The sequence below is a fragment of the Acidicapsa borealis genome (assembly GCF_059115245.1).
The window spans coordinates 3,687,299-3,705,938 of record NZ_JCACNY010000001.1; the positions used below are offsets into that span (position 1 = coordinate 3,687,299).

17 protein-coding genes are annotated in these 18,640 nt (G+C 58.4%); 8 read left to right on the plus strand and 9 right to left on the minus strand.

Going from position 1 to position 18,640, the window contains the following annotated elements; all coding sequences use genetic code 11:
- Positions 1-85: 85 nt before the first annotated feature.
- On the plus strand, positions 86-1,150 hold the full coding sequence (locus AC5S27_RS15095; protein ID WP_493935395.1) for an alpha/beta fold hydrolase: 1,065 nt from the start codon (positions 86-88) through the stop codon (positions 1,148-1,150).
- 25 nt (positions 1,151-1,175) lie between these two features.
- Here AC5S27_RS15095 and glyS read toward each other — a convergent pair whose 3' ends face one another.
- From glyS to recO, 3 genes are all read right to left on the minus strand, one after another.
- The gene (glyS, locus tag AC5S27_RS15100) at positions 1,176-3,272 is read right to left on the minus strand and encodes a glycine--tRNA ligase subunit beta (protein WP_493935396.1); all 2,097 of its coding nucleotides are present in this window, start codon (positions 3,270-3,272) and stop codon (positions 1,176-1,178) included.
- 63 nt (positions 3,273-3,335) lie between these two features.
- Complete coding sequence (locus AC5S27_RS15105; RefSeq protein ID WP_493935397.1) at positions 3,336-4,307, minus strand: glycine--tRNA ligase subunit alpha; 972 nt, start codon at positions 4,305-4,307, stop codon at positions 3,336-3,338.
- An 85-nt stretch (positions 4,308-4,392) separates the two neighbouring features.
- A complete protein-coding gene (recO, locus tag AC5S27_RS15110; protein WP_493935398.1) occupies positions 4,393-5,130 on the minus strand; it encodes a DNA repair protein RecO in 738 nt (245 codons plus the stop codon).
- 91 nt (positions 5,131-5,221) lie between these two features.
- On the opposite strand from recO, the gene AC5S27_RS15115 reads away from it, so the two are divergent.
- Together AC5S27_RS15115 and AC5S27_RS15120 are read left to right on the plus strand one after the other, a co-directional pair.
- Positions 5,222-5,530 carry an AbrB/MazE/SpoVT family DNA-binding domain-containing protein gene (locus AC5S27_RS15115; protein ID WP_493935399.1) on the plus strand — a complete coding sequence of 103 codons (309 nt, stop codon included), beginning with the start codon at positions 5,222-5,224 and terminating at the stop codon, positions 5,528-5,530.
- Positions 5,527-5,922, plus strand: a complete 396-nt coding sequence (locus AC5S27_RS15120; RefSeq protein ID WP_493935400.1) for a type II toxin-antitoxin system VapC family toxin — start codon at positions 5,527-5,529, stop codon at positions 5,920-5,922. The genes AC5S27_RS15115 and AC5S27_RS15120 overlap by 4 nt, the downstream gene beginning before the upstream one ends.
- A gap of 69 nt (positions 5,923-5,991) precedes the next feature.
- Here the strand turns inward: AC5S27_RS15120 and AC5S27_RS15125 are convergent, their stop codons facing one another.
- The 5 genes from AC5S27_RS15125 to AC5S27_RS15145 all read right to left on the minus strand — a co-directional run bounded on the left by AC5S27_RS15125 (position 5,992) and on the right by AC5S27_RS15145 (position 9,460).
- Entirely contained in the window at positions 5,992-6,252 is a 261-nt protein-coding gene (locus AC5S27_RS15125) for a 4Fe-4S dicluster domain-containing protein (RefSeq protein ID WP_493935401.1), read from the minus strand.
- Positions 6,253-6,490: 238 nt separating this feature from the next.
- Positions 6,491-7,393: an inositol monophosphatase family protein gene (locus AC5S27_RS15130; protein WP_493935402.1), complete on the minus strand. Its 903-nt coding sequence runs from the start codon at positions 7,391-7,393 to the stop codon at positions 6,491-6,493.
- A complete protein-coding gene (locus AC5S27_RS15135; protein ID WP_493935403.1) occupies positions 7,390-7,683 on the minus strand; it encodes an RNA chaperone Hfq in 294 nt (97 codons plus the stop codon). Before AC5S27_RS15135 ends, AC5S27_RS15130 begins: the two co-directional genes overlap by 4 nt.
- A 77-nt stretch (positions 7,684-7,760) precedes the next feature.
- Positions 7,761-8,750: a VWA domain-containing protein gene (locus AC5S27_RS15140; RefSeq protein WP_493935404.1), complete on the minus strand. Its 990-nt coding sequence runs from the start codon at positions 8,748-8,750 to the stop codon at positions 7,761-7,763.
- Positions 8,747-9,460 (minus strand): molybdenum cofactor biosynthesis protein, encoded by a 714-nt coding sequence (locus AC5S27_RS15145; protein ID WP_493935405.1) that lies wholly within the window; start codon positions 9,458-9,460, stop codon positions 8,747-8,749. Before AC5S27_RS15145 ends, AC5S27_RS15140 begins: the two co-directional genes overlap by 4 nt.
- A 191-nt stretch (positions 9,461-9,651) precedes the next feature.
- Between AC5S27_RS15145 and AC5S27_RS15150 the strand changes: the two genes are divergently transcribed.
- From AC5S27_RS15150 to pucL, 5 genes are read left to right on the plus strand one after another with little or no spacing between them, the layout of a single operon-like run.
- Positions 9,652-11,958, plus strand: coding sequence for a xanthine dehydrogenase family protein molybdopterin-binding subunit (locus AC5S27_RS15150; protein ID WP_493935406.1), 2,307 nt, complete (start codon positions 9,652-9,654; stop codon positions 11,956-11,958).
- Positions 11,955-12,446 (plus strand): (2Fe-2S)-binding protein, encoded by a 492-nt coding sequence (locus AC5S27_RS15155; protein ID WP_493935407.1) that lies wholly within the window; start codon positions 11,955-11,957, stop codon positions 12,444-12,446. The genes AC5S27_RS15150 and AC5S27_RS15155 overlap by 4 nt, the downstream gene beginning before the upstream one ends.
- The gene (gene uraD, locus AC5S27_RS15160; RefSeq protein ID WP_493935408.1) at positions 12,436-13,821 is read left to right on the plus strand and encodes a 2-oxo-4-hydroxy-4-carboxy-5-ureidoimidazoline decarboxylase; all 1,386 of its coding nucleotides are present in this window, start codon (positions 12,436-12,438) and stop codon (positions 13,819-13,821) included. Before AC5S27_RS15155 ends, uraD begins: the two co-directional genes overlap by 11 nt.
- Entirely contained in the window at positions 13,818-14,147 is a 330-nt protein-coding gene (gene uraH, locus AC5S27_RS15165; RefSeq protein ID WP_493935409.1) for a hydroxyisourate hydrolase, read from the plus strand. Before uraD ends, uraH begins: the two co-directional genes overlap by 4 nt.
- A gap of 19 nt (positions 14,148-14,166) precedes the next feature.
- Complete coding sequence (gene pucL, locus AC5S27_RS15170) at positions 14,167-15,009, plus strand: factor-independent urate hydroxylase (RefSeq protein ID WP_493935410.1); 843 nt, start codon at positions 14,167-14,169, stop codon at positions 15,007-15,009.
- 184 nt (positions 15,010-15,193) lie between these two features.
- On the opposite strand, the gene AC5S27_RS15175 is transcribed toward pucL, so the two are convergent.
- Complete coding sequence (locus AC5S27_RS15175; RefSeq protein ID WP_493935411.1) at positions 15,194-18,391, minus strand: choice-of-anchor D domain-containing protein; 3,198 nt, start codon at positions 18,389-18,391, stop codon at positions 15,194-15,196.
- Between the last annotated feature and the right edge of the window lie 249 nt (positions 18,392-18,640).

The following is an 18,640-nucleotide window of genomic DNA, read 5'->3' on the forward strand; positions in this document are numbered from 1 at the left end:
GAAACGCGGCGATGGGATTCGGCTCAAAACGCGGATTGCGCGAGGACGATCAAGGATGCCCGCGAATTGCTAAACTCATGGAACTATGAAGCCTGTCCGCCTACCTCTCGTCAGCATTTTCCTTGGATTTGCCCTATTACACCCGGCCGCTCGGTTGGGGCTCGCGCAGCCGGCAACCGGGCAACAAGCCGCCCAACAGTTTGCTGAATTGGGAACCTGCAAGCTCGAAAGCGGTCAGCAGATCCAGAACTGCCGCCTTGGCTACCGTACGTGGGGCAAGCTCAACGCGGACGGTTCGAATGCAATTCTCTTCCCCACCTGGTTCACCGGCACCAGTGCCCAGATCGCAGCCTTCGTCGGTCCAAACGCTTTGGTCGATCCGGGAAAGTACTTTCTGATCGGTGTCGATGCGCTGGGTGATGGCGTTTCCTCTTCCCCCTCGAACAGCGCCACGCAGCCGCGCATGCAGTTCCCTGCGTTCACGATCCACGATATGGTCTCGCTGGAATACCGCCTCGCCACTGAGACGCTTCACCTAAAGCATCTGCGCGCGGTGATGGGCATCTCGATGGGCGGCATGCAAACTTTCGAATGGATTGTCGACTACCCGACCTTTATGGATCTGGCGATCCCAATCGTTGGCTCGACGCGGCTGACAGCATACGATCTGCTGCTATGGCACGGCGAAGAAGACGCCATCCACGCCGACCCGGCCTGGCGCGGCGGCAACTACGAAAAAAACCCGGCCATCCCGCTCGCGAACCTGCTGCATGACATGAACCTCACCACGCCCGAGCACTACGCCGAAGACGTCAAGCGTGAGGGCTTCCCGGCCCGCTATGTCGGTTACGGTCTGATGAAGCCAGATGCCTTCGACGTAAACGATCAGCTGTACCAGCTCGAAGCGATGATCCACCACGACATTGCCCGAGGCGGCAGACTGGAAGACGCGGCAAAGCTGGTGAAGGCGAAGGTGCTGGTCGTGCCGTCATTGCAGGACCACATGGTCAACCCCGGCCCGGCCATCGAGTTCGCCAAGTTGCTCGACGCAAAGACATTCCCTCTTAATTCCAACTGCGGTCACATCGCCTTCGTCTGCGACGCTGCGAAGATCAGCCCTGTCGCCCAGACTTTCCTCGACGGCAAGTAGGCCCGTTTTGCGAGTTCCTGACGAGCTATGCGATCACGATCTCGCTGAAGTCGGCAATCCCGGAGAAGCCGTCGAGCACAGACTGAATCAGCGCCAGACGAGCAACACGCAATTCCGGCTCCGGCGCCATGACCATAACCTTCTCGAAGAATGCATCGACCGCCGGGCGCAGCGTAGCGATTGCTTCAAGTGCGTCTGCATAGTTGTGATCCCTGCGCAAAGAGGCGACTTTGCTCGCAAGCTCCGAGGAAGCATGGAGCAATGCCAACTCCTCCTCTAAAGCAAGGGATGAAGCAGTGAGGTTTGCTCCGCTGAACTGTTCGCCTTTTTCCGTCGCCTGCCGCAGGATGTTCTTGATGCGCTTGAACGCGGCTGAAATAGCTATGAAGTCTTCCGAGCCGCGGACTGCAGTGAGTGCTTCAGCACGAGCGATGGCGTCGCGCACATCATCCGCGCCCGCTGCCAGCACCGCCGCAACAACATCGTAAGCAAAGCCGCGCACATCCTTTAGATAGAAGCTGAGCCGCTCTGCTAGGAAACTCTGCACAGCAGCCGTTTCACTGCCCGCTGCTTTTGTAACATCGGAAAGCGTGAGAGGCAGACTCGACTCGGCCAGAATCTTAACGATGGCGTTTGCTGCACGACGCAACGCGAAAGGATCTTTCGAACCGGTAGGCGCATTGCCGATGCCGAACATGGCCACAATCGTATGGATACGATCCGCGAGGCCGAGCAACTGCCCTTCCACCGTCGGCGGAATCGCATCATCCGTTGCGGCTGGCGTGTACTGCGAATAGATTGCTGCTGCAGCGGTTTCGCCCAGCCCCTGCGCCTTTGCGTAAAGGCCACCGACGATGCCCTGTAGCTCAGTGAATTCCTTTACCAATTCAGCCGTCAAATCAGTTTTCGCAAGCTCTGTCGCCTTGAGCAGCGCGGCCTCATCGAAGACCACCCCACCGCGTTCCCGCACCAGCGCCGCCAGGGATTGAACCACGCGGAGATTGCCTTCCGTCTTCCAGGCATAGCTGCCCAGCTCCTTCTGAAAAGTGACGGACTTCAGCATTTCGACACGCTCGATCAGCGGAATCTTCTGATCTGTCTCCCAGAAGAACTGTGCATCCTTGAAGCGCGAACGCAGCACCCGCTCGTTGCCGTGGCGAATGATCGCACGGCCTTCTTCGTCTACCTGTGTGTTGAGCACGGTGAGGAAATGCGGTGCCAGCTTGCCAGCCTTGTCTTCCAAAGCGAAATACTTCTGATGGTCACGCATCACGGTAACCAGCACTTCTTCGGGCAAAGCCAGATACTCCGCCTCGAAGCTGCCGTAGAGCACCGTGGGCCACTCGGTGAGATGGACCACTGTCTCGACGAGCGCCTCGTCTTCGCGCCAGCGCGCGCCAGGGGTCTCAGTAATCGCGCGAGTCACATGATCGAGCGCCTTGCGAATCGTGTGCCGACGCGCAGCAACGTCAGCGTCGACAAATGCCTTACGCAGTGCATCAAGGTACATAGCAGGCGAAGTAATCGTGACCGGAGATGCGCCATGCAGAATGCGATGCCCCCGGCTCTGGTTCCCCGCAGTGATGCCAGCAATCTCCAGCGGAATGACAGCTTCATCGAGCAGCGCTACGAGCCAGCGAAGCGGGCGCACGAAGCGCTCCGGCTTGTTGGCGCGCCAGTACATATTTTTCGCCCAGTAGATCGAGAGCACTTCCTTCGGCAGCTCTGCCGTCAGGACTTCGGTCGCAGAACGGCCCTTGCGATAGGCAGTCGCGCCGACGTACTCGCCCTTGGCGTTGGTGATCTTCTGCAGAGCGGAAGGCTCAACTCCAGCTTTCTTGGCAAAGGCAAGCGCAGCGGGACCAGGCTCGCCGTTCGGGAAAGCGATCTTCCACGAAGGCCCGGTCAACTGCTCTTCCGCATCGGGCTGCGCCGTGGCCAGTCCCTCCACGCGCACAGCCAGGCGGCGCGGCGTCGAATAAGTGGTAACTTTGCCATCAGCCCCGAGGAGCCGCTCACGCGTGAGCAGTTCACTTACCCTGCGGCCAAGTTCCGCCTCGGCTCCGGCGATCATCCGCGCCGGTATCTCTTCGAGGCCTATCTCCAGTAACAAATCCGCCATAACTCGACTATCTTTCCCTTACGCTCAAGCGGCGCAGTTGCCGCCGGCCATAACTTGAAAAAACTAACTTGCCTGCTGCAGCGCATAGGCCCGGGCAACGCCCACGGCCAGGTTGCGAATGCGCCCAATCACGCCGACACGTTCTGTGACCGAAACCGCTCCGCGAGCATCGAGCAGGTTGAAAAGGTGCGAACACTTCAGCGCCAGTTCATAGGCTGCCAGCAAGGGGAAACGCCGCTTTGCAACAGCATCCGCACCCTCCTGCTTGAAAAGGGCTTCAGCCTGATCCAGCAGCGACTGCGCCTCAGCCTCATAGAGCCGGAAATGCTCCCACAACTTAGGCACTTCGGCATACTCGAAGTTATACACAGAGAACTGCACTTCCTCCGCCAGCCGCACATCGCCGTACGTGACTTCAGCGCCGGTCTCCGGATCACGCGCCCAGACAATGTCATAGATCGAATCGACATCCTGCAAGAAAGCTGCGATCCGCTCGAGCCCATACGTCAGCTCGGCGCACATCGGGTCAAGATCCAGCCCGCCGCACTGCTGGAAATAGGTGAACTGGGTGATCTCCAGCCCGTCCAGCATCACCTGCCAGCCAACGCCCCATGCGCCGCCCGCGGGCCACTCCCAGTTGTCTTCTTCGAACTTGAGATCATGGCGGCTGAGGTCGATCCCGATCGCGGTCAGCGACTCAAGATAGAGCTCCTGGACATTGACCGGCGGCGGCTTCAGGATGAGCTGAAACTGCGTGTGCTTGAAGAGCCGGTTGGGGTTTTCCCCGTAGCGGCCATCGGCAGGACGGCGCGAAGGCTGCGCATATCCCACTCGGTACGGCTTCGGCCCGAGCACGCGGAGAAACGTCTCCGGCGACATGGTGCCGGCGCCGACTTCGACATCGTAGGGCTGCTGCAACACGCAGCCACGCGCGGCCCAGAAGCTCTGCAGGCGGAAGAGCAGTTCCTGAAAGGTGAGCGGCACGGGCGCGCTGGAAACAGTGGGAGCAAAGGAAGCTGGTTGAACTGAAGACACGCAGAACTCTCTCAAGCTAAAAAGCTTCCCTCATTCTACAGAACGATGCGCGCGAGCGCCGGAGCGGGGTGCTTACGAGCGAGGATCACAGCTTCGCCAGTGCATCGCCGGAACGCAGCCGGCGCTCCAGATGCCGCTCCAGCGACTGCAGCGTGAACCGGCGCAGATCCTGCCCGCGGCGGCGCGGCCATTGCTCCCCGGCCAGCGCCGTGACCGGCTCGCGCAGGATGCGCTGCGCCAGCAGCCAGGAATCCGCCGAAAGCAGGCTGCCCGGCCCCTGCCTGTGCAGCGGGCAGAAGAGGCCGTCGGTCATGGGATGAAAGCTCGCTTCGCCCGGCGCAAAACGCTCCCCGCACAGCGTACAGGCAGTCAGATCGGGCAACCAGCCCATCAGGCGGGTCATCCAAAGTGAAAAGTAGGTCACCGGCATCCATGTCTGGGAGACGGTCGTCTGCTCTAGCACCGCCAGCATGAGGCGAAAGACGGTCTCCTGGGGATCCTGCTCCGGAAGGGATTCTTCGAGCACTTCGGCATAAAAGCTGAGCACCGCCGCCCGCGCATAGTCGACAGCGCCCGAAAGCGGGGAACGAAGGATTTCAAGCTGATCCAACCGGACCAGTTCCTGCCGCGGGCGGTCGGCGAAGAAAGCGCGAGCCAGCGTCATCGGCTCCAGCGCGCCACCGAAACGCTTGCGGCTCTTCAGTGCCGCCTTCGCCACGCCCTTGAGCTTGCCGTAGTCCCGCGTAAAGAAGCTGACCACCAGGTCCGCCTCATTCACCGGCCAGGTGCGCAGTATCAAGGCGTCTGAGGCGAGCAATGTCATCCTGCATCTATCTTCGCATCCAGCGACTACAAAGCGCAGCATGAATTCCTTACAAAGAAGTAAGGTATGATCGAAACGGTAAGGAGAGCTTATGCCAAGCGCGACAGTAACGTCGAAAGGTCAGATCACTCTTCCTGTTGAGATGCGGCGAAAATTGAACCTCAAGGCCGGGGATAAAATCGATTTTTTCGAGTCTGAAGATGGCAAGTATGAAATGCAGCCAAAAACAGGATCGATGAACGATCTGAAAGGGATCTTGCAAAAGCTGGGTTATGTGCCGCTCGGGTACGCACCTACAGTCGAGGAAATGAATGAGGACATCGCCGACGCTGTTGCTCAATCAGATGAAGCCACACTGAGCACCCGTGATCCGCAACGCGAAGAAGACCACGCCGCATGACAGGTCTGGATACAAATATTCTCATCCGGTATGTCACCCAGGACGATCCTCAACTCACACCAAAAGCGAACGCTATTATGAATTCACTGACAGCAGAATCCCCAGGCTGGATTTCGCTAACGGCCCTGGCGGAGTTCGTCTGGGTTTTGTCGAGGCGATTCAAGATCGATAGAGTCGCCATTCACATCGTTCTGCAAAAACTCTTTATCCAGCCAAACTTGGTGATTGAACAGCAGGAACTCGTGCGAAGAGCAGCTGCACGATATCTTCAAGGATCCGCGGATTTCTCTGACTACTTAGTTGCCTGTTCCGGAGAGATTGCCGGTTGTGCACAAACGATGACCTTCGATCGCAAAGCAGCAAAAACAGCTGGAATGACACTAGCGAAATAAACTTGACCCCGAAACATAAACGCGCACCCCAATGTTGGGATGCGCGTTTTGATCCTAGAACGGCGAAGACTAGCGGCCGAAGTGAGCTGCGTTCTTCTCTGTGAAGTGGGCCCACTTTTCCGGCAGATCGTCCTGCGCGAAGATGGCCGAGACGGGGCAGGCCGGGACACAGGCGCCGCAATCGATGCATTCGACCGGGTCGATAAAGAGCTGATCGGCGCTGTCGTGATCGCCTTCATCCTTTTTGGGGTGGATGCAATCGACGGGACAAGCGTCCACGCAGGCGCTGTCCTTGGTGCCGATACAGGGTTCTGCAATTACATAAGCCATACTGTTTTTCTCCGCGAGGGTCTGGGTGCTACAGATCGATCAACTCGCTCATAGTAGCACAACAGGCGAAGCCTCTGGCACGAACAAAATCCTCACCGAATCTCGAAAAGAAAAGTGGTCCCAAAGGGCGATACTTTGAACGATAAACCCCAATATACGAATCATTTGGTCCGGGTTGAAGTCGTCCACCGAGACACTCCTGCAGGCTCATATGCGATGCCCGCAGGAGGTCTCAAATCTACGAAGTCTGCGCCAGTTCGCGGGCTGCGCGACGAGCAGCATAGTCGGCTGCGGAGGGCAGCGGAGACAACTCACGTCCAGCGAAAATAGCGGCGAAGAAGCCCAGCAGTTCGTGATGGATATGCTGGTTGGAAGCAAGAACCTCTCGGCTCTCCAGCTTGCGATAAGCTCCATCGAAACCGGTGACCATGCCGCCGGCTTCCTCCACCAACAAGAAACCTGCTGCCGTATCCCACGGGTTCAGGTTGAATTCCCAAAAGGCTTCCAGCCGCCCGCAGGCCACATAGGCCAGATCGAGCGCCGCCGAGCCGGCCCTGCGCACACCGTGTGAGCGCAGCGTGAATTCGTTATAGAAATGGATATTCGGATTCTCGTGGCGCTTGCGGCTGGGGAAACCCGTCGCGACGAGGGCCTCGCCCAACTCCGGAACATTCGATACGTGGATCGTCTTCCCGTTTAAGAATGCGCCCTTGCCGCGTTCGGCAACAAACAGCTCATCGCGCATGGGATCGTAAATCACGCCGCAGACGATCGGCCCATCCTTCGCTTCATCCAGACCCTCGGGACGATGCTCCAGCCCCATCGAGACGCAGAAATGCGGAAATCCGTGGGCAAAGTTGGTCGTGCCGTCCAGGGGGTCAATGTACCAGCGATATTCCGAATCCAGCCGGTCGCGAGTTCCCTCTTCGCCGTAGATGCCGTGCGACGGAAAAGCGAGGAGAAGGGCCTCGCGCAGGTAGGCTTCCACCGTGCGGTCGGCCACGGTCACCAGATCGACGTCGCCCTTGTACTCTGTCTCCACGCCAGTCGCGTAAAACTCGCGCAGCTTGGCCCCAGCTGTTCGCGCAATCTCCGACGCCTGCGGAACCCATTCAAATCCGCCTGTTTCGATCGAGCTCATGATCCCACCCCGGCGACAGTAGCACTGCGTCCTAACCGGCGGCGTGTGAGTTCTGTAATGGTGCGAATCTGATGCTTGTAAATGAAGAGATTCGGATGGCCGTCGCGCGTGATGCGGATCATGCCGTCGTCAAAATACTCGATCCAGCCATCAATATTTTCGCCATCGCGTAGCTGCACCGTCACGCTGACTTGTCGATCACTGAGAGAACGAAGATAGAGCGCTTCCTGGCCGGTATCGCCCGGAGGCGGGGTGCGAGAGCGCCGCAAATGTGAAACCGAAGGGTTCATGACCTTATTTTAGTTGGACGAAAGGGCGGTCGAACGTACGGTTTTGCACAATTGACGCGTAGTCGAGAGCCGTGCTCTTAATTATCCGGCTTTGCATCCGCGTAGTAGCCGGTCCGATAACGAATGTCGAATGCCTCTGTAGCAGCTCTCGGCACCGTCACTCGTATTCGGTGGAAATTCGTTCCAGGCGCCTGATTCGCCGGGTAGTAGCCAAGCAGATATTGCGTCCGCAGATCCTCTGAGACCTGAGCGAAAGCCTTGTCCAGCCCACCCGCAGTGGCATAGAAATACTTGCCGCCAGTTTGTTCGGCCAGCGTGATCAGCGCGTGCTCACCGCCGGTATCGCGACCCGCACTGGCTTCAATCGGCACGTCAATGATGCTGTAAACCATCACCTCGCCTCGCAAAGCCTGTTCAAGCGCCTCGGCATAGGTCACGGTGTTGGCCGTATCGCCGCCATCTGTGACCAGCAGCAGTACTTTGCGACCGGGCTTCCCGGTTCGTCCCAACGCCGCCAGGTTCTGCGAACCGAGAAAGATCGCGTCATAGAGCGCGGTCGCAGGACCGCCGCGCAGGCTGGAAATACCTCGGTCAATCTTGCCCGCCTGATTGGTGAATGGCACGAGCTGCCGGACTTCGGTCGAGAACTCAAGCAGGCTGATCTGGTCCTGCCCGCGCAACAACGCATGGACAAACTTCCGCGCCGCATCTTGCTCCAGGGGCAGATCCTTGCGTACGCTGCCGCTGGTGTCGATGGCCAGCACCAGGTTCAGCGGCAGTTCGGACTCGCGTTCAAAAACAGCGATCCGCTGCGGTCGGCCGTCTTCGGTAATTGCAAAATCCTCTTTGCTCAGTCCGCCTACGATCGCGCCAGTCGCATCCGTCACATTCGTGAAGACATTGACCAGCTTCACATTCATCTTGAGCGTCGGCACCTTGAGATCAGCGGCGGGAGCATCTTCGGTGTTCGTCGACGGCGCAGGGCTGGCAGTCTGCGCCTGGCCAACGGCGGCGACACTCATCGCGAAAATGATCGCGCCGACGCACGTTAAGAATTTCTCTCTCACGCCGGCTCTCCGCTGCCTGCGCTGGCAGTCAATTCCGGCGGGAAGGGCTCGCCGTCGGCCCACACCGCGCCATCCACAAACGTTTCTTTCTTCCAGATGGGGACCGTCTTCTTGAGTGTGTCGATCAGCCAGCGATTCGCTTCAAAAGCCGCAGCCCGATGCGCCGAAGCCACCACGATCAACACGCTGGTTTCGCCAATCTGTAGCCGTCCAAGCCGATGCACAAGCGTCACACCGCGCACTCCGAACCGCGCAATTGCCTGAGAAGCGAGCTCGGCCATGTGCTTGTCGGCCATCTCCTCATAAGCTTCGTAGTCGAGATAAAGGGTTCGGCGGCCGCGCGTGTTGTCGCGGACGATTCCATCGAAAACCACCACGGCGCCGTCGCTCCCCTGCTTCACCGCGGCCACAATCTCCTGATCCCGAATGACCTCGCGGGTGAGATACGTGACCACAGCATCTACTCCCCCCGAAACCGGTGGCAGCAGCCCCACATCGTCGCCTTCCCGCAGCACATGGCCCGATTGGGCGTATTCAGCGTTGACGCTTACGGCAATGCGCGGCAGCAAGCCGTGGACGCTGGACTCCAGAGGCACTCGTTCCCGCAGTAAAGCCAGCAGGTCGGCCACCGTGGCCTTGTCAGGCAATTCGACAGGAGCCGGACTCAACACATCTTTCAAAACACCGAAGGGGAGGATTTGCACGCGCATGTTCTTCAAAAGAATACCCTCTGCTTAGACGCGCCGAACGACAATCCGTACGTGCGAATCCGGAGGCGCAACCACCAAAAACCACAGCACTAGCAGGTCGGCGGCATTTGGCGCCAATTTGCCAAGATGCTTTCAAACCCGGGCGGGGCCGTGTATGCTAACGCCTAATCCGACCTGATTTGCGAGCCACCATGCGTGAAAACCACGAATCCGGCGCGAACACCTCGATCCGCGAACCAGGAATTACGCGCGTCGTCGGCACCGCGCAAATCCGCAAAGAAGGTGTCGATAAGGTCCTCGGTCGAGCGAAATACATCGACGACCTCGAGCGCGAGGGCATGTGGTACGGCGCTACCGTCCGCAGCAGCATTCCGCGAGGCCGCGTCCGGGCGATCCACTATGATCCGCGCATCGACTGGTCGGAGTTCGTCATTGTCACCGCCGCTGATATCCCCGGCAAGAACCACATCCAGATGATTGCCGCCGACCAGCCCTGTCTCGCCGACGGCCAGGTCAATCACTGCGATGAAGCCATTGTGCTGATTGCTCACCCTGATAAGCGCCGCCTGCCGGAAGCCGTTGCCGCTATCCGCGTCGAGTATGAGCCGCTGCCTGCCGTGCTCAGTATTGAAGAGAGCGAAACCCAGCAGGAAATCATCTGGGGCGCCGGCACAGAGACCGGCAATCTCTTCAAACACTTTCATCTGGAAAAGGGCAATGTCGACGACGTATGGGCCACCGCCGCGCACATCGTCGAAGGCGAATATCGCACCGGCGCGCAGGAGCATCTCTACATTGAGAACAACGGCGTCATCGCCGAATACAGCGACGTGGCCGGCGTGACGATCTGGGGCTCGTTGCAATGCCCCTTCTACGTACACAAGTCCCTCGTCGCTGTCTTCGATCTGCCTGCCGAAAAGGTGCGCGTCATCCAGGTGGAAACTGGCGGAGCGTTTGGCGGCAAGGAAGACTATCCGTCGGTGCTCGCCGCCCATGCTGGGCTGCTGGCGAAGAAGGCCGGACGACCCATCAAGATGGTCTACGATCGCATGGAAGATCTAGCGGCCACCACCAAGCGCCACCCCTCGCGCACCCGTCATCGCACGGCCGTCGACAAAGATGGGAAGCTGCTGGCCATGGAGATTGAAGTCGCCACCGATGGCGGCGCGTACTCCACCCTGTCGTCCACAGTTCTCTCACGCGCGACGCTCCACGCAACCGGTCCCTACGTCTGCCCAAACATTCGCATCCGCTCCCACTCCTGGGCCACCAACACCGTTCCTTGCGGAGCCTTTCGCGGCTTCGGCGCGCCGCAGTCCATATTCGCCATCGAGCGCCACATGGAGCAGATCGCGCTCGCCGTTGGCATCTCGTCCGATGAAGTCCGCCGCAGAAACTTTCTCCGCGACGGAGACACCACGGCGACCGATCAGGTCATGGTCGAGCCCGTCATTCTCGATACGCTGCTCGCTCGCGCGCTAGAAGTCAGCGACTACCACGCACGCCGCGAACGCTTTGCGCGCGAGAACGCTCACGCCATCATCAAGCGAGGCATTGGCATCTCCGCCTTCTATCACGGCTCCGGTTTCACCGGTTCCGGCGAACGCTATTTGAACTCACTCGCCGGCATCGATGTGCCTTTGGGCAGCAAGGTCAGAGTGCTGGTTTCAAGCACCGAATTTGGCCAGGGTACTAACACCATCCTCACGCAGATCGCCGCGGAATCGCTGGGCCTCAGCTATGACGACGTCGAGATCGTGCAGCCCGACACCAGCATCGTGCCCAATAGCGGCCCGACTGTTGCCTCGCGTACATCGATGGTCGTCGGCAAGTTGATCGAGCGCAGCGGCCAGCAGCTCATCGCGCAGTTGCAGGAGCGCGCCGGCCTGACGCAAAGCTACAACGCAGATGAATTCTTCCTCGCGTGTGATCGCTATCGCGAGCAGCATGGCAAGGTTGAATCCATGTGCCGCTATGAAGCGCCGCCTAACATCTTCTGGGATGATCAGCAGTATCGCGGCGAAGCGTACCCGTCCTTTGCATGGGCAGTCTACGTAGCGGAAGTGGCAGTCGATACGACGACATACACTGCCGAAGTAACAGACTTTCATGCCGTGCAGGAAGTGGGCCGTGTGCTGAACCCAACGCTGGCTGCAGGCCAGATTGAGGGCGGCGTGGCCCAGGGTATCGGCTACGCGCTCTATGAAAAAGTTCTGCTCAAGAACGGGCACATGGTCAACAACCAGATGACCAACTACATCATGCCCACCGCGCAGGATGTGCCGCCCATTCATGTCTACTTCGAAGAAATCCCCTTCGCTCATGGTGCGTATGGCGCCAAGGGGATTGGTGAATTACCGCACGACGGCCCCGCACCGGCTATCCTCAATGCGATTCAGGATGCGACGGGAGAGAACTTCACCTCGATACCTCTTATGCCCGAAGATATTTTTGTACGATACGCGATGAAGAATGTCGAGGAGCCAGCATCGGCATGAGCGCACAGATTTCTTTCATGATCAACGGACATAATGCGCACGTAGATGTGCCCCCGATGATGCGCCTGCTGGACGTGCTCCGCGATGAACTCGGCCTTACCGGCACCAAGGAAGGCTGCGGCGAAGGTGAGTGCGGCTCGTGCTCCGTTCGGATGAACGGCCAACTCGTCAACAGTTGTCTTGTACCCGCTCTGCAGGTCAACGGAGCCAGCATTCAAACCGTGGAAGGCCTCGCCATCGATGCGGAACTGCATCCATTGCAAAAGGCCTTTCTCGAATGCGGCGGAGCCCAATGCGGCATCTGCACACCCGGCATGCTCATGGCCGCTACCCACCTGCTCACGCACAACCCCACGCCGTCGATGGATGAGATCCGCGAAGGCCTTGCCGGCAACCTCTGCCGCTGCACCGGCTTCATCAAAATCTTCGATTCGGTGATTGCTGGCGCAGCTCTGCAGAACCCTGCCCGAGATCCTCATGCGCGGTAACCCCGAAGGTCTCCAAATCATCGCGGCGCCGGCTCTTGCCGACGTTCTCTCGCAACTCGCGGACGCACCCGGTCAATGGACTCCGATTGCCGGAGGCACAGAGTTGATGGTTGCGCATGCGGCAGGAAGACTCAGCGCAACAAAGCTCATCAACCTCTGGGGTCTGCCCGAACTCAACTTCATTCGCCAAACCAACGAGACACTATCGATCGGCGGCGGCGTCACCTTCGGGCAGCTTCGCCGCGATCCACGCATTGCAGCCGACTTCCCGCTGCTTGCCCAGGCAGCGGGTTGGATCGGCTCCATTGCCAACCAAAATCGCGCGACAATCGCCGGCAACATCGTCAACGGCTCACCAGCCGCTGATGCCCCGCCAGCATTGCTCGTTTACGACGCCGAGATAGAACTCATCTCCCGCAACGGCACCCGCCGGATGCCTTACGCCGACTTCCATCTCGGGTATAAGCAAAGCGTCCTTCAACCGGAGGAACTGGTTCTCGCGCTGCATCTGCCACGCCGCTTCGCCAGGCACAAGCAGTATCTGCGCAAGGTGGGCACACGCAAAGCCATGGCCATCACCAAGGTCGCGCTCGCCGCGACAGCCATCGTCCATGAGGGCCGCATTGAAGAGATTCGCATCGCTGCCGCAAGCCTCGCTGACCGTCCTCTATGCATGTCCGCAACCGAAGCCGCACTCCTCGGCAAAGCGCTTTCGCCTGAGACCAGACTAGCCGCTCGCACTGCCCTCCTCGCCGAGGTGAAGCCCATCGATGACATTCGCTCGACTGCAGCGTACCGCAAGCAGGTTGCCGCCAATCTACTGGATGAGTTCTTCGATCAACTCGCCGGTGGAGAATCGCAAAAGATGAGCATCACACTCGCGCATTGGAATCAATCGTCCGCAGATGATGCGAAGAGGACACTCTTAAGTTGCTGCGCTTCAGAACGCTGGGTCGAAGGCGTGACAGCATTGCGGCCTTTTCCCAATGAAAACGATCTCTTTACAGCAGCTGATACAGTCTGGTCTGCCATGCAGGAGCCTGACTGGATGCAAGCCTTCCGCGCGCATCCACGCATCGGCGACCGTAAACCCGCGCATGCCTCCGCGCAGTCGAAGGCATGGTCGCAGCAGGAACAATCGTCGACCAGCACAGCAGAAGCACAGATACTCGCCGAACTCGCCGAAGGTAACCAGCGCTACGAAGAACTCTTTGGCTTCACTTACATCGTGTGCGCTACTGGCAAGTCCGCCGAAGAGATGCTCGCCATCCTGAAACGCCGTCTCTCCAGTGACCGTGAAACAGAGCTCTGCGAAGCCGCCGAACAGCAACGCCAGATCACGCAAATCCGACTCAGAAAGTGGCTGCAATCATGAGCGCCATCACCACGCACGTCCTCGACGCAGTCCTCGGCAAACCAGCATCCGAAGTTGCCCTGCGCATTGAGAAATTCATTGCCAGCACATGGACGCCCATCGGCGAAAGCATCACCGACAGCGATGGCCGCTGCCGCGATATCTGCCCGGACGCCAGCTCAGGCGAGTACCGTCTCACCTTCGCGGTCGCAGCTTACTTCGACCGCCAGGCCCGCACCAGCATCTATCCCGAAATCACCATTACCTTCAAGGTGGACGGCGAACACCATTACCACATACCTCTCTTACTCAGCGACAACAGCTATACAACCTATCGAGGCAGTTAGCGTTCTGCAAGGAGAAGCCATGGCCCATCTCGGCGAAAATCGTTACGGCAAGTCGCGCGTTCGCGTGATGAAAGTAGTACGCCACGCAACCCATCACACGATGAAAGAGTGGAGTGTCCGCGTACTGCTGCACGGCGACTTCGAGAGCTGCTTCACGGCAGGCGACAACACCAAGATCATGCCCACCGACACGATGAAGAACACCACCTATTATCTGGCGCGAGAGTCCAACGCAGCCACACTCGAAGAGTTCGCCATCGAGTTCGTTGAATACCTGCTCGCCAACAATCTACAGGCCAGCAAGGCAAGCGTAGAGATCGCAGAGAAGAGCTGGCAGCAGCTTCCCATCGACGGCGCGCCCCACGCGACAACCTACAAGCTCGGTGGCGAAGAACTGCAAACGACTGAGGTGGTTGGCGAGCGTGGTCTTCCTGTCTCAATCACATCAGGCATCGACGGCATCGTTATCCTCAAGACAACGAAGTCCGCCTTCACCGGCTACATCAAAGACAAGCTCACCACGCTCCCCGAAAGCACAGACCGCATCTTCGGCACACGCGCCACCATCGGCTGGACCTACAGCACACCCCCAGCAAGCTACGAAGCAGCGCGCCAAACCACGCTCGCGGCTCTACTCAAGACTTTCGCAGAGCACGACAGCCTCAGCGTGCAGCACACGCTCTTTGACATGGGCAAAGCCGCCATCGACGCGGTCGCAGAGATCGCCAGCATCAAGCTCACCATGCCCAATCTCCACTGCCTGCCCGTCGACCTAAGCCGCTTCGGCCAGGACAATCCAAACCAGATCTTCGTCCCCATCGACGAACCTCACGGCTACATTGAGGCCGTCATCGAGCGCTAGAAGCTATCGCATAGACGCGCGGGTGTCTGAAGAGTCACGGATGAGACCCGCAATCAGAGCGGGTCTCATGATGTTCACCGAAACCGCAAAAGCATATATGAGATAGCTTCTAATGGACACAGATTCGACATCATGCCGGAGTTCCCGATAAGTCCTTCGCCATATCAGGAAGACACACCATGTTTCAATGCTTGGCCACCACCGTAAAGTGAATCGTCTGGGGCACAGTAGAGGCGTAATTCTGATTCTGCTGTGGGTAGGAAATGCTGATCGTATGAGCACCCACGGCGGGTTGATAGATCGTGAAGAAGGCTCGGCCGTTGAAGAAATTTACACCCGTCGTGGGTCCGTCATCGAAACCGCGCAATATGTAGGTGCCGGAGGTAGCTGCGATGGGTGAACCGTACACCGAGCAATCCAGGTTCGTTCCATACACAATCGTTGAATTCGTGCATGAAACAGAGAGGGTCACCGGACTGGGGGCCACAGTAAACTGCAGGACCGGAGAACTACCGGAAGGATTGTGCGCATCTCCCGAATAGACACCTTGCAATGTGTAAGTCGCCGCCGGCAACACCGGTAATTGATAATAAGCAGCCGCATTCCCTCCACCGGCACCGCTCAGCGTCAGCGTCGTGAGCAGGTTGTTGCCATTGCCGTAGAGTTTCACCGTCCCTGTTGCAGCGCGGGTTGAACTTCCGTTGGGCAAAACCTTTACTATGACTACCGTCTGCGCAGGATACGTGTACGCGTAGTTCGACAGCGACAACTGAATCTGCGCGTCGGCAACAGGCCCATTGCCCGTACCGTTCACAGCGATGGACTGCGTTGCAGCGTGATTCAGGCTATTGTCCGTGAAGCTCACACTCTCCGTATGCGGGCCACTGCTCAACGGCGTGAATTGAATCGGTAGATCGCAACTTGCCGCCGGAACAAGTGTGGCTGCAGTTGCACACGCAGAGGAATCTCCACTCGCCTTTGGAAAATCCGCGGGATAGGTGAGCGATGCAAAGTTCAACGGTTGGTTGCCGATATTCTCGACCAGCACCTTGCGCGGACTATCGGTACTCGTAGCGCCCACATTCGTCGGCTGGAACGCCTCCGCAGCAGCAACCGAGCGATCGACGCGTATCAACCCAGCACCCACTTTGCTCGGCACGACGTTTCCATCGACCACCGTGTAGGAGCCGCCATTCATCGCCAGCAATGTTCCGTCAGCTCCAACAGCAAGGTTCTCCAGCTCGCCGTTGACCAATGTATACACGGTGCGAGCGTGGCTTATACCCGTTGTCGAAAAGTAGATTTCGACTACCTCGTCGGGGGATAACGCTGTGAACGACTGATCGAGAAAATAGAGATTGCCATTGCCGTCCGCGCTCAACATGTAGGTAGCCAACTCGCCCACCACCGTGACTGGAGGATTAAAGCCCGGATACGTATTCGGTTGGCGCTGGAACTCGACCACCTGCTCGTAGCCGCCCGGTAAGCCTCCGCTGGGTCCATCAACGACAACGAAAAGATTTGTTCCATCCGTGGCAATCCTCTGCCCACCCATGAACCCATCTCCGCTCACTTCAAAAGCCGGCCCGTATCCGTCTCCCCTGCGTGGCAACTCAACAATCACGCTATTGCCCGTGTTGAAGATATCTAACTCGAGCACAAAAACATTCCCGCCAAAATCCACAACCACGCCGGCCGGCAAGAACGAATCCGTCCCACCCTCAAAGTAAAAACTCGTCTGTGTCAGGATCGCCGTCACCGGTCCGTAGCCCGAACCAGTCCACGGCACGATCGACACCTGTCCCGTTCCCGAGTCCGAAATGAACACGTTGCCGAAGCCATCTACAGCTAAGCCATCCACAAATTGCAGTCCAGTCGCTACATCTACCGCCGCGCCAAAGCTGCTGCCATTCCACGGCAGCTTGACCACGCTGTGATTCGAAAAGTCGTAGGTATAGAAGTTACCCTGGACATCGGTAGCAGTCGCGTCCACAGGACTGATGCTCGTCGAAAACAGTGCGGAAGCGCCCGGATTGAGAGCCAGATGCGGCCCTGCTCCAACGCCCGTCAAGCTTGCTCCCGCTATCGGTTTGCCGGTATCACCGGAAATCAGCAACGCCCCGCCTGTGCGCACACCCGTCGTCTGCGGCGTAAACGTCACCGTCGCAGTACACGCTACCGGATAGCCGTCCGTATAGAACGGCACTCCGGCATCCGGCATACAAGTCGTGCCGCCCGCAGTGATGAAATCCTTGCCGCCGGCTCCCTGCGCCGAAACAGTGATCGTCGGCGGCGTAGCCTCAGTGCCCGTAACCCAGAAGGTAACAGTCTGCTGGCTTGTAGACCCAACAGAAACAGAGCCGAAGGACTGCGGCTCGTTGGGTGTCACCCTCTCCACGAAGTAGGTAAACCCGCCTTTCGGTCCGCTTATCCACATCACAAACACATCTCCTGCCCCATCCGAGGCAGCACCCTGCGCAATATAGAAGTCGCCGCCGCCCTTGGGTACTGGTAGACCGTAGGTTCCATCGGCGGTGATTGGGATTTCCCAAAGATCGACGATTGCGCCCGGTCCATTCACGTTCCCGGAAATCGGCGACTGATAACTGTCGTCGCTCGAAACAAAAACATCCCCAATCGTATCCACCGTAAGCCCATTCAGATCATCGAAGCTGGAATACAGCGCCTGCGGCGCCGAATAGGAGCCCAGGTTGAAGGTCGTCTTCACGACGAACCCATTCGATGGCCCATGACCTCCGGCGGCGTATACATTTTGCTGGCCATCCACGGCGAGGTAAGATATCCCCGAGACTCCGCTCATCACGGTAATCGGCGCAATATAACCGCCGCCGCCTCCCGTATTGATCCTGACCAGCAGCACCCGGCCCGTGCCGTTATCGGAGATATATACATCGCCCGCCCAATCCAGCACGATGGTCGCAGGATTGCTCAACCCACTGGCCACGACTATCGAACTACCAAAACTGCCTGCCGCCAGTTGCGCCTTCAAGAGCTGTCCGGCATGGAAGTAATAGAAGTAGCCCGCACTATCCACGGCTAACGGCGGCTGCGGAGAGTTAGGCGAACACATCCCCTGCACAATCGGCGTCAAAGCGCCGTACCTGCCAGCGGAATATACTGCCTCATCTAATTGATTGGCGGACGCGTCGCAGAGATAGATGTTTCCTGCCGGATCGACTGTAAATCCAGTGACCATCTCGTTCTGCAAAGACGTAACCACGGACTCGGTCCCGGCAAAGTTGGCCTGAGCCTGGCTCGTTGTTCCCGATGCGGCGACCATGATCACCAAGGCAGCAAGGAAAGGCAAACCACGCTGGCCATGCAGATGCGCAGCGTGCCGACAAGGCGTCTTCAGTTTCATAGAAGTCCCCCGAATCTGACCGAGTCAGTTCATGTGCTCCCAATGTCTACATGCACTCGGATCGGACTCATACTCTTTCGATAGAGGCCCGTTGTTCACGAGTTATGCCTCTCGGCGGTAGACAATGAAGCATTTCGGAGACGTGCGGGGAACACCCTCCAAACCGCTGTGAATTCTACGCCCAATTGATTGGTATATTGCAAGTATTTTGAGAAAAGAGTTGTCGACAAGTTATGCCAGCATGCTTGC

Excerpts from the sequence above, each read along its gene's own strand:
- AC5S27_RS15120 (WP_493935400.1), top strand. The coding sequence starts at position 5,527 with ATGACAGGTCTGGATACAAATATTCTCATCCGGTATGTCACCCAGGAC.
- AC5S27_RS15145 (WP_493935405.1), bottom strand. The coding sequence starts at position 9,460 with ATGCGCGTGCAAATCCTCCCCTTCGGTGTTTTGAAAGATGTGTTGAGT.
- AC5S27_RS15130 (WP_493935402.1), bottom strand. The coding sequence starts at position 7,393 with ATGAGCTCGATCGAAACAGGCGGATTTGAATGGGTTCCGCAGGCGTCG.
- AC5S27_RS15155 (WP_493935407.1), top strand. The coding sequence starts at position 11,955 with ATGAGCGCACAGATTTCTTTCATGATCAACGGACATAATGCGCACGTA.
- AC5S27_RS15135 (WP_493935403.1), bottom strand. The coding sequence starts at position 7,683 with ATGAACCCTTCGGTTTCACATTTGCGGCGCTCTCGCACCCCGCCTCCG.
- recO (WP_493935398.1), bottom strand. The coding sequence starts at position 5,130 with ATGACATTGCTCGCCTCAGACGCCTTGATACTGCGCACCTGGCCGGTG.
- AC5S27_RS15175 (WP_493935411.1), bottom strand. The coding sequence starts at position 18,391 with ATGAAACTGAAGACGCCTTGTCGGCACGCTGCGCATCTGCATGGCCAG.
- glyS (WP_493935396.1), bottom strand. The coding sequence starts at position 3,272 with ATGGCGGATTTGTTACTGGAGATAGGCCTCGAAGAGATACCGGCGCGG.
- AC5S27_RS15095 (WP_493935395.1), top strand. The coding sequence starts at position 86 with ATGAAGCCTGTCCGCCTACCTCTCGTCAGCATTTTCCTTGGATTTGCC.
- uraH (WP_493935409.1), top strand. The coding sequence starts at position 13,818 with ATGAGCGCCATCACCACGCACGTCCTCGACGCAGTCCTCGGCAAACCA.
- AC5S27_RS15125 (WP_493935401.1), bottom strand. The coding sequence starts at position 6,252 with ATGGCTTATGTAATTGCAGAACCCTGTATCGGCACCAAGGACAGCGCC.
- AC5S27_RS15115 (WP_493935399.1), top strand. The coding sequence starts at position 5,222 with ATGCCAAGCGCGACAGTAACGTCGAAAGGTCAGATCACTCTTCCTGTT.
- uraD (WP_493935408.1), top strand. The coding sequence starts at position 12,436 with ATGCGCGGTAACCCCGAAGGTCTCCAAATCATCGCGGCGCCGGCTCTT.
- pucL (WP_493935410.1), top strand. The coding sequence starts at position 14,167 with ATGGCCCATCTCGGCGAAAATCGTTACGGCAAGTCGCGCGTTCGCGTG.
- AC5S27_RS15150 (WP_493935406.1), top strand. The coding sequence starts at position 9,652 with ATGCGTGAAAACCACGAATCCGGCGCGAACACCTCGATCCGCGAACCA.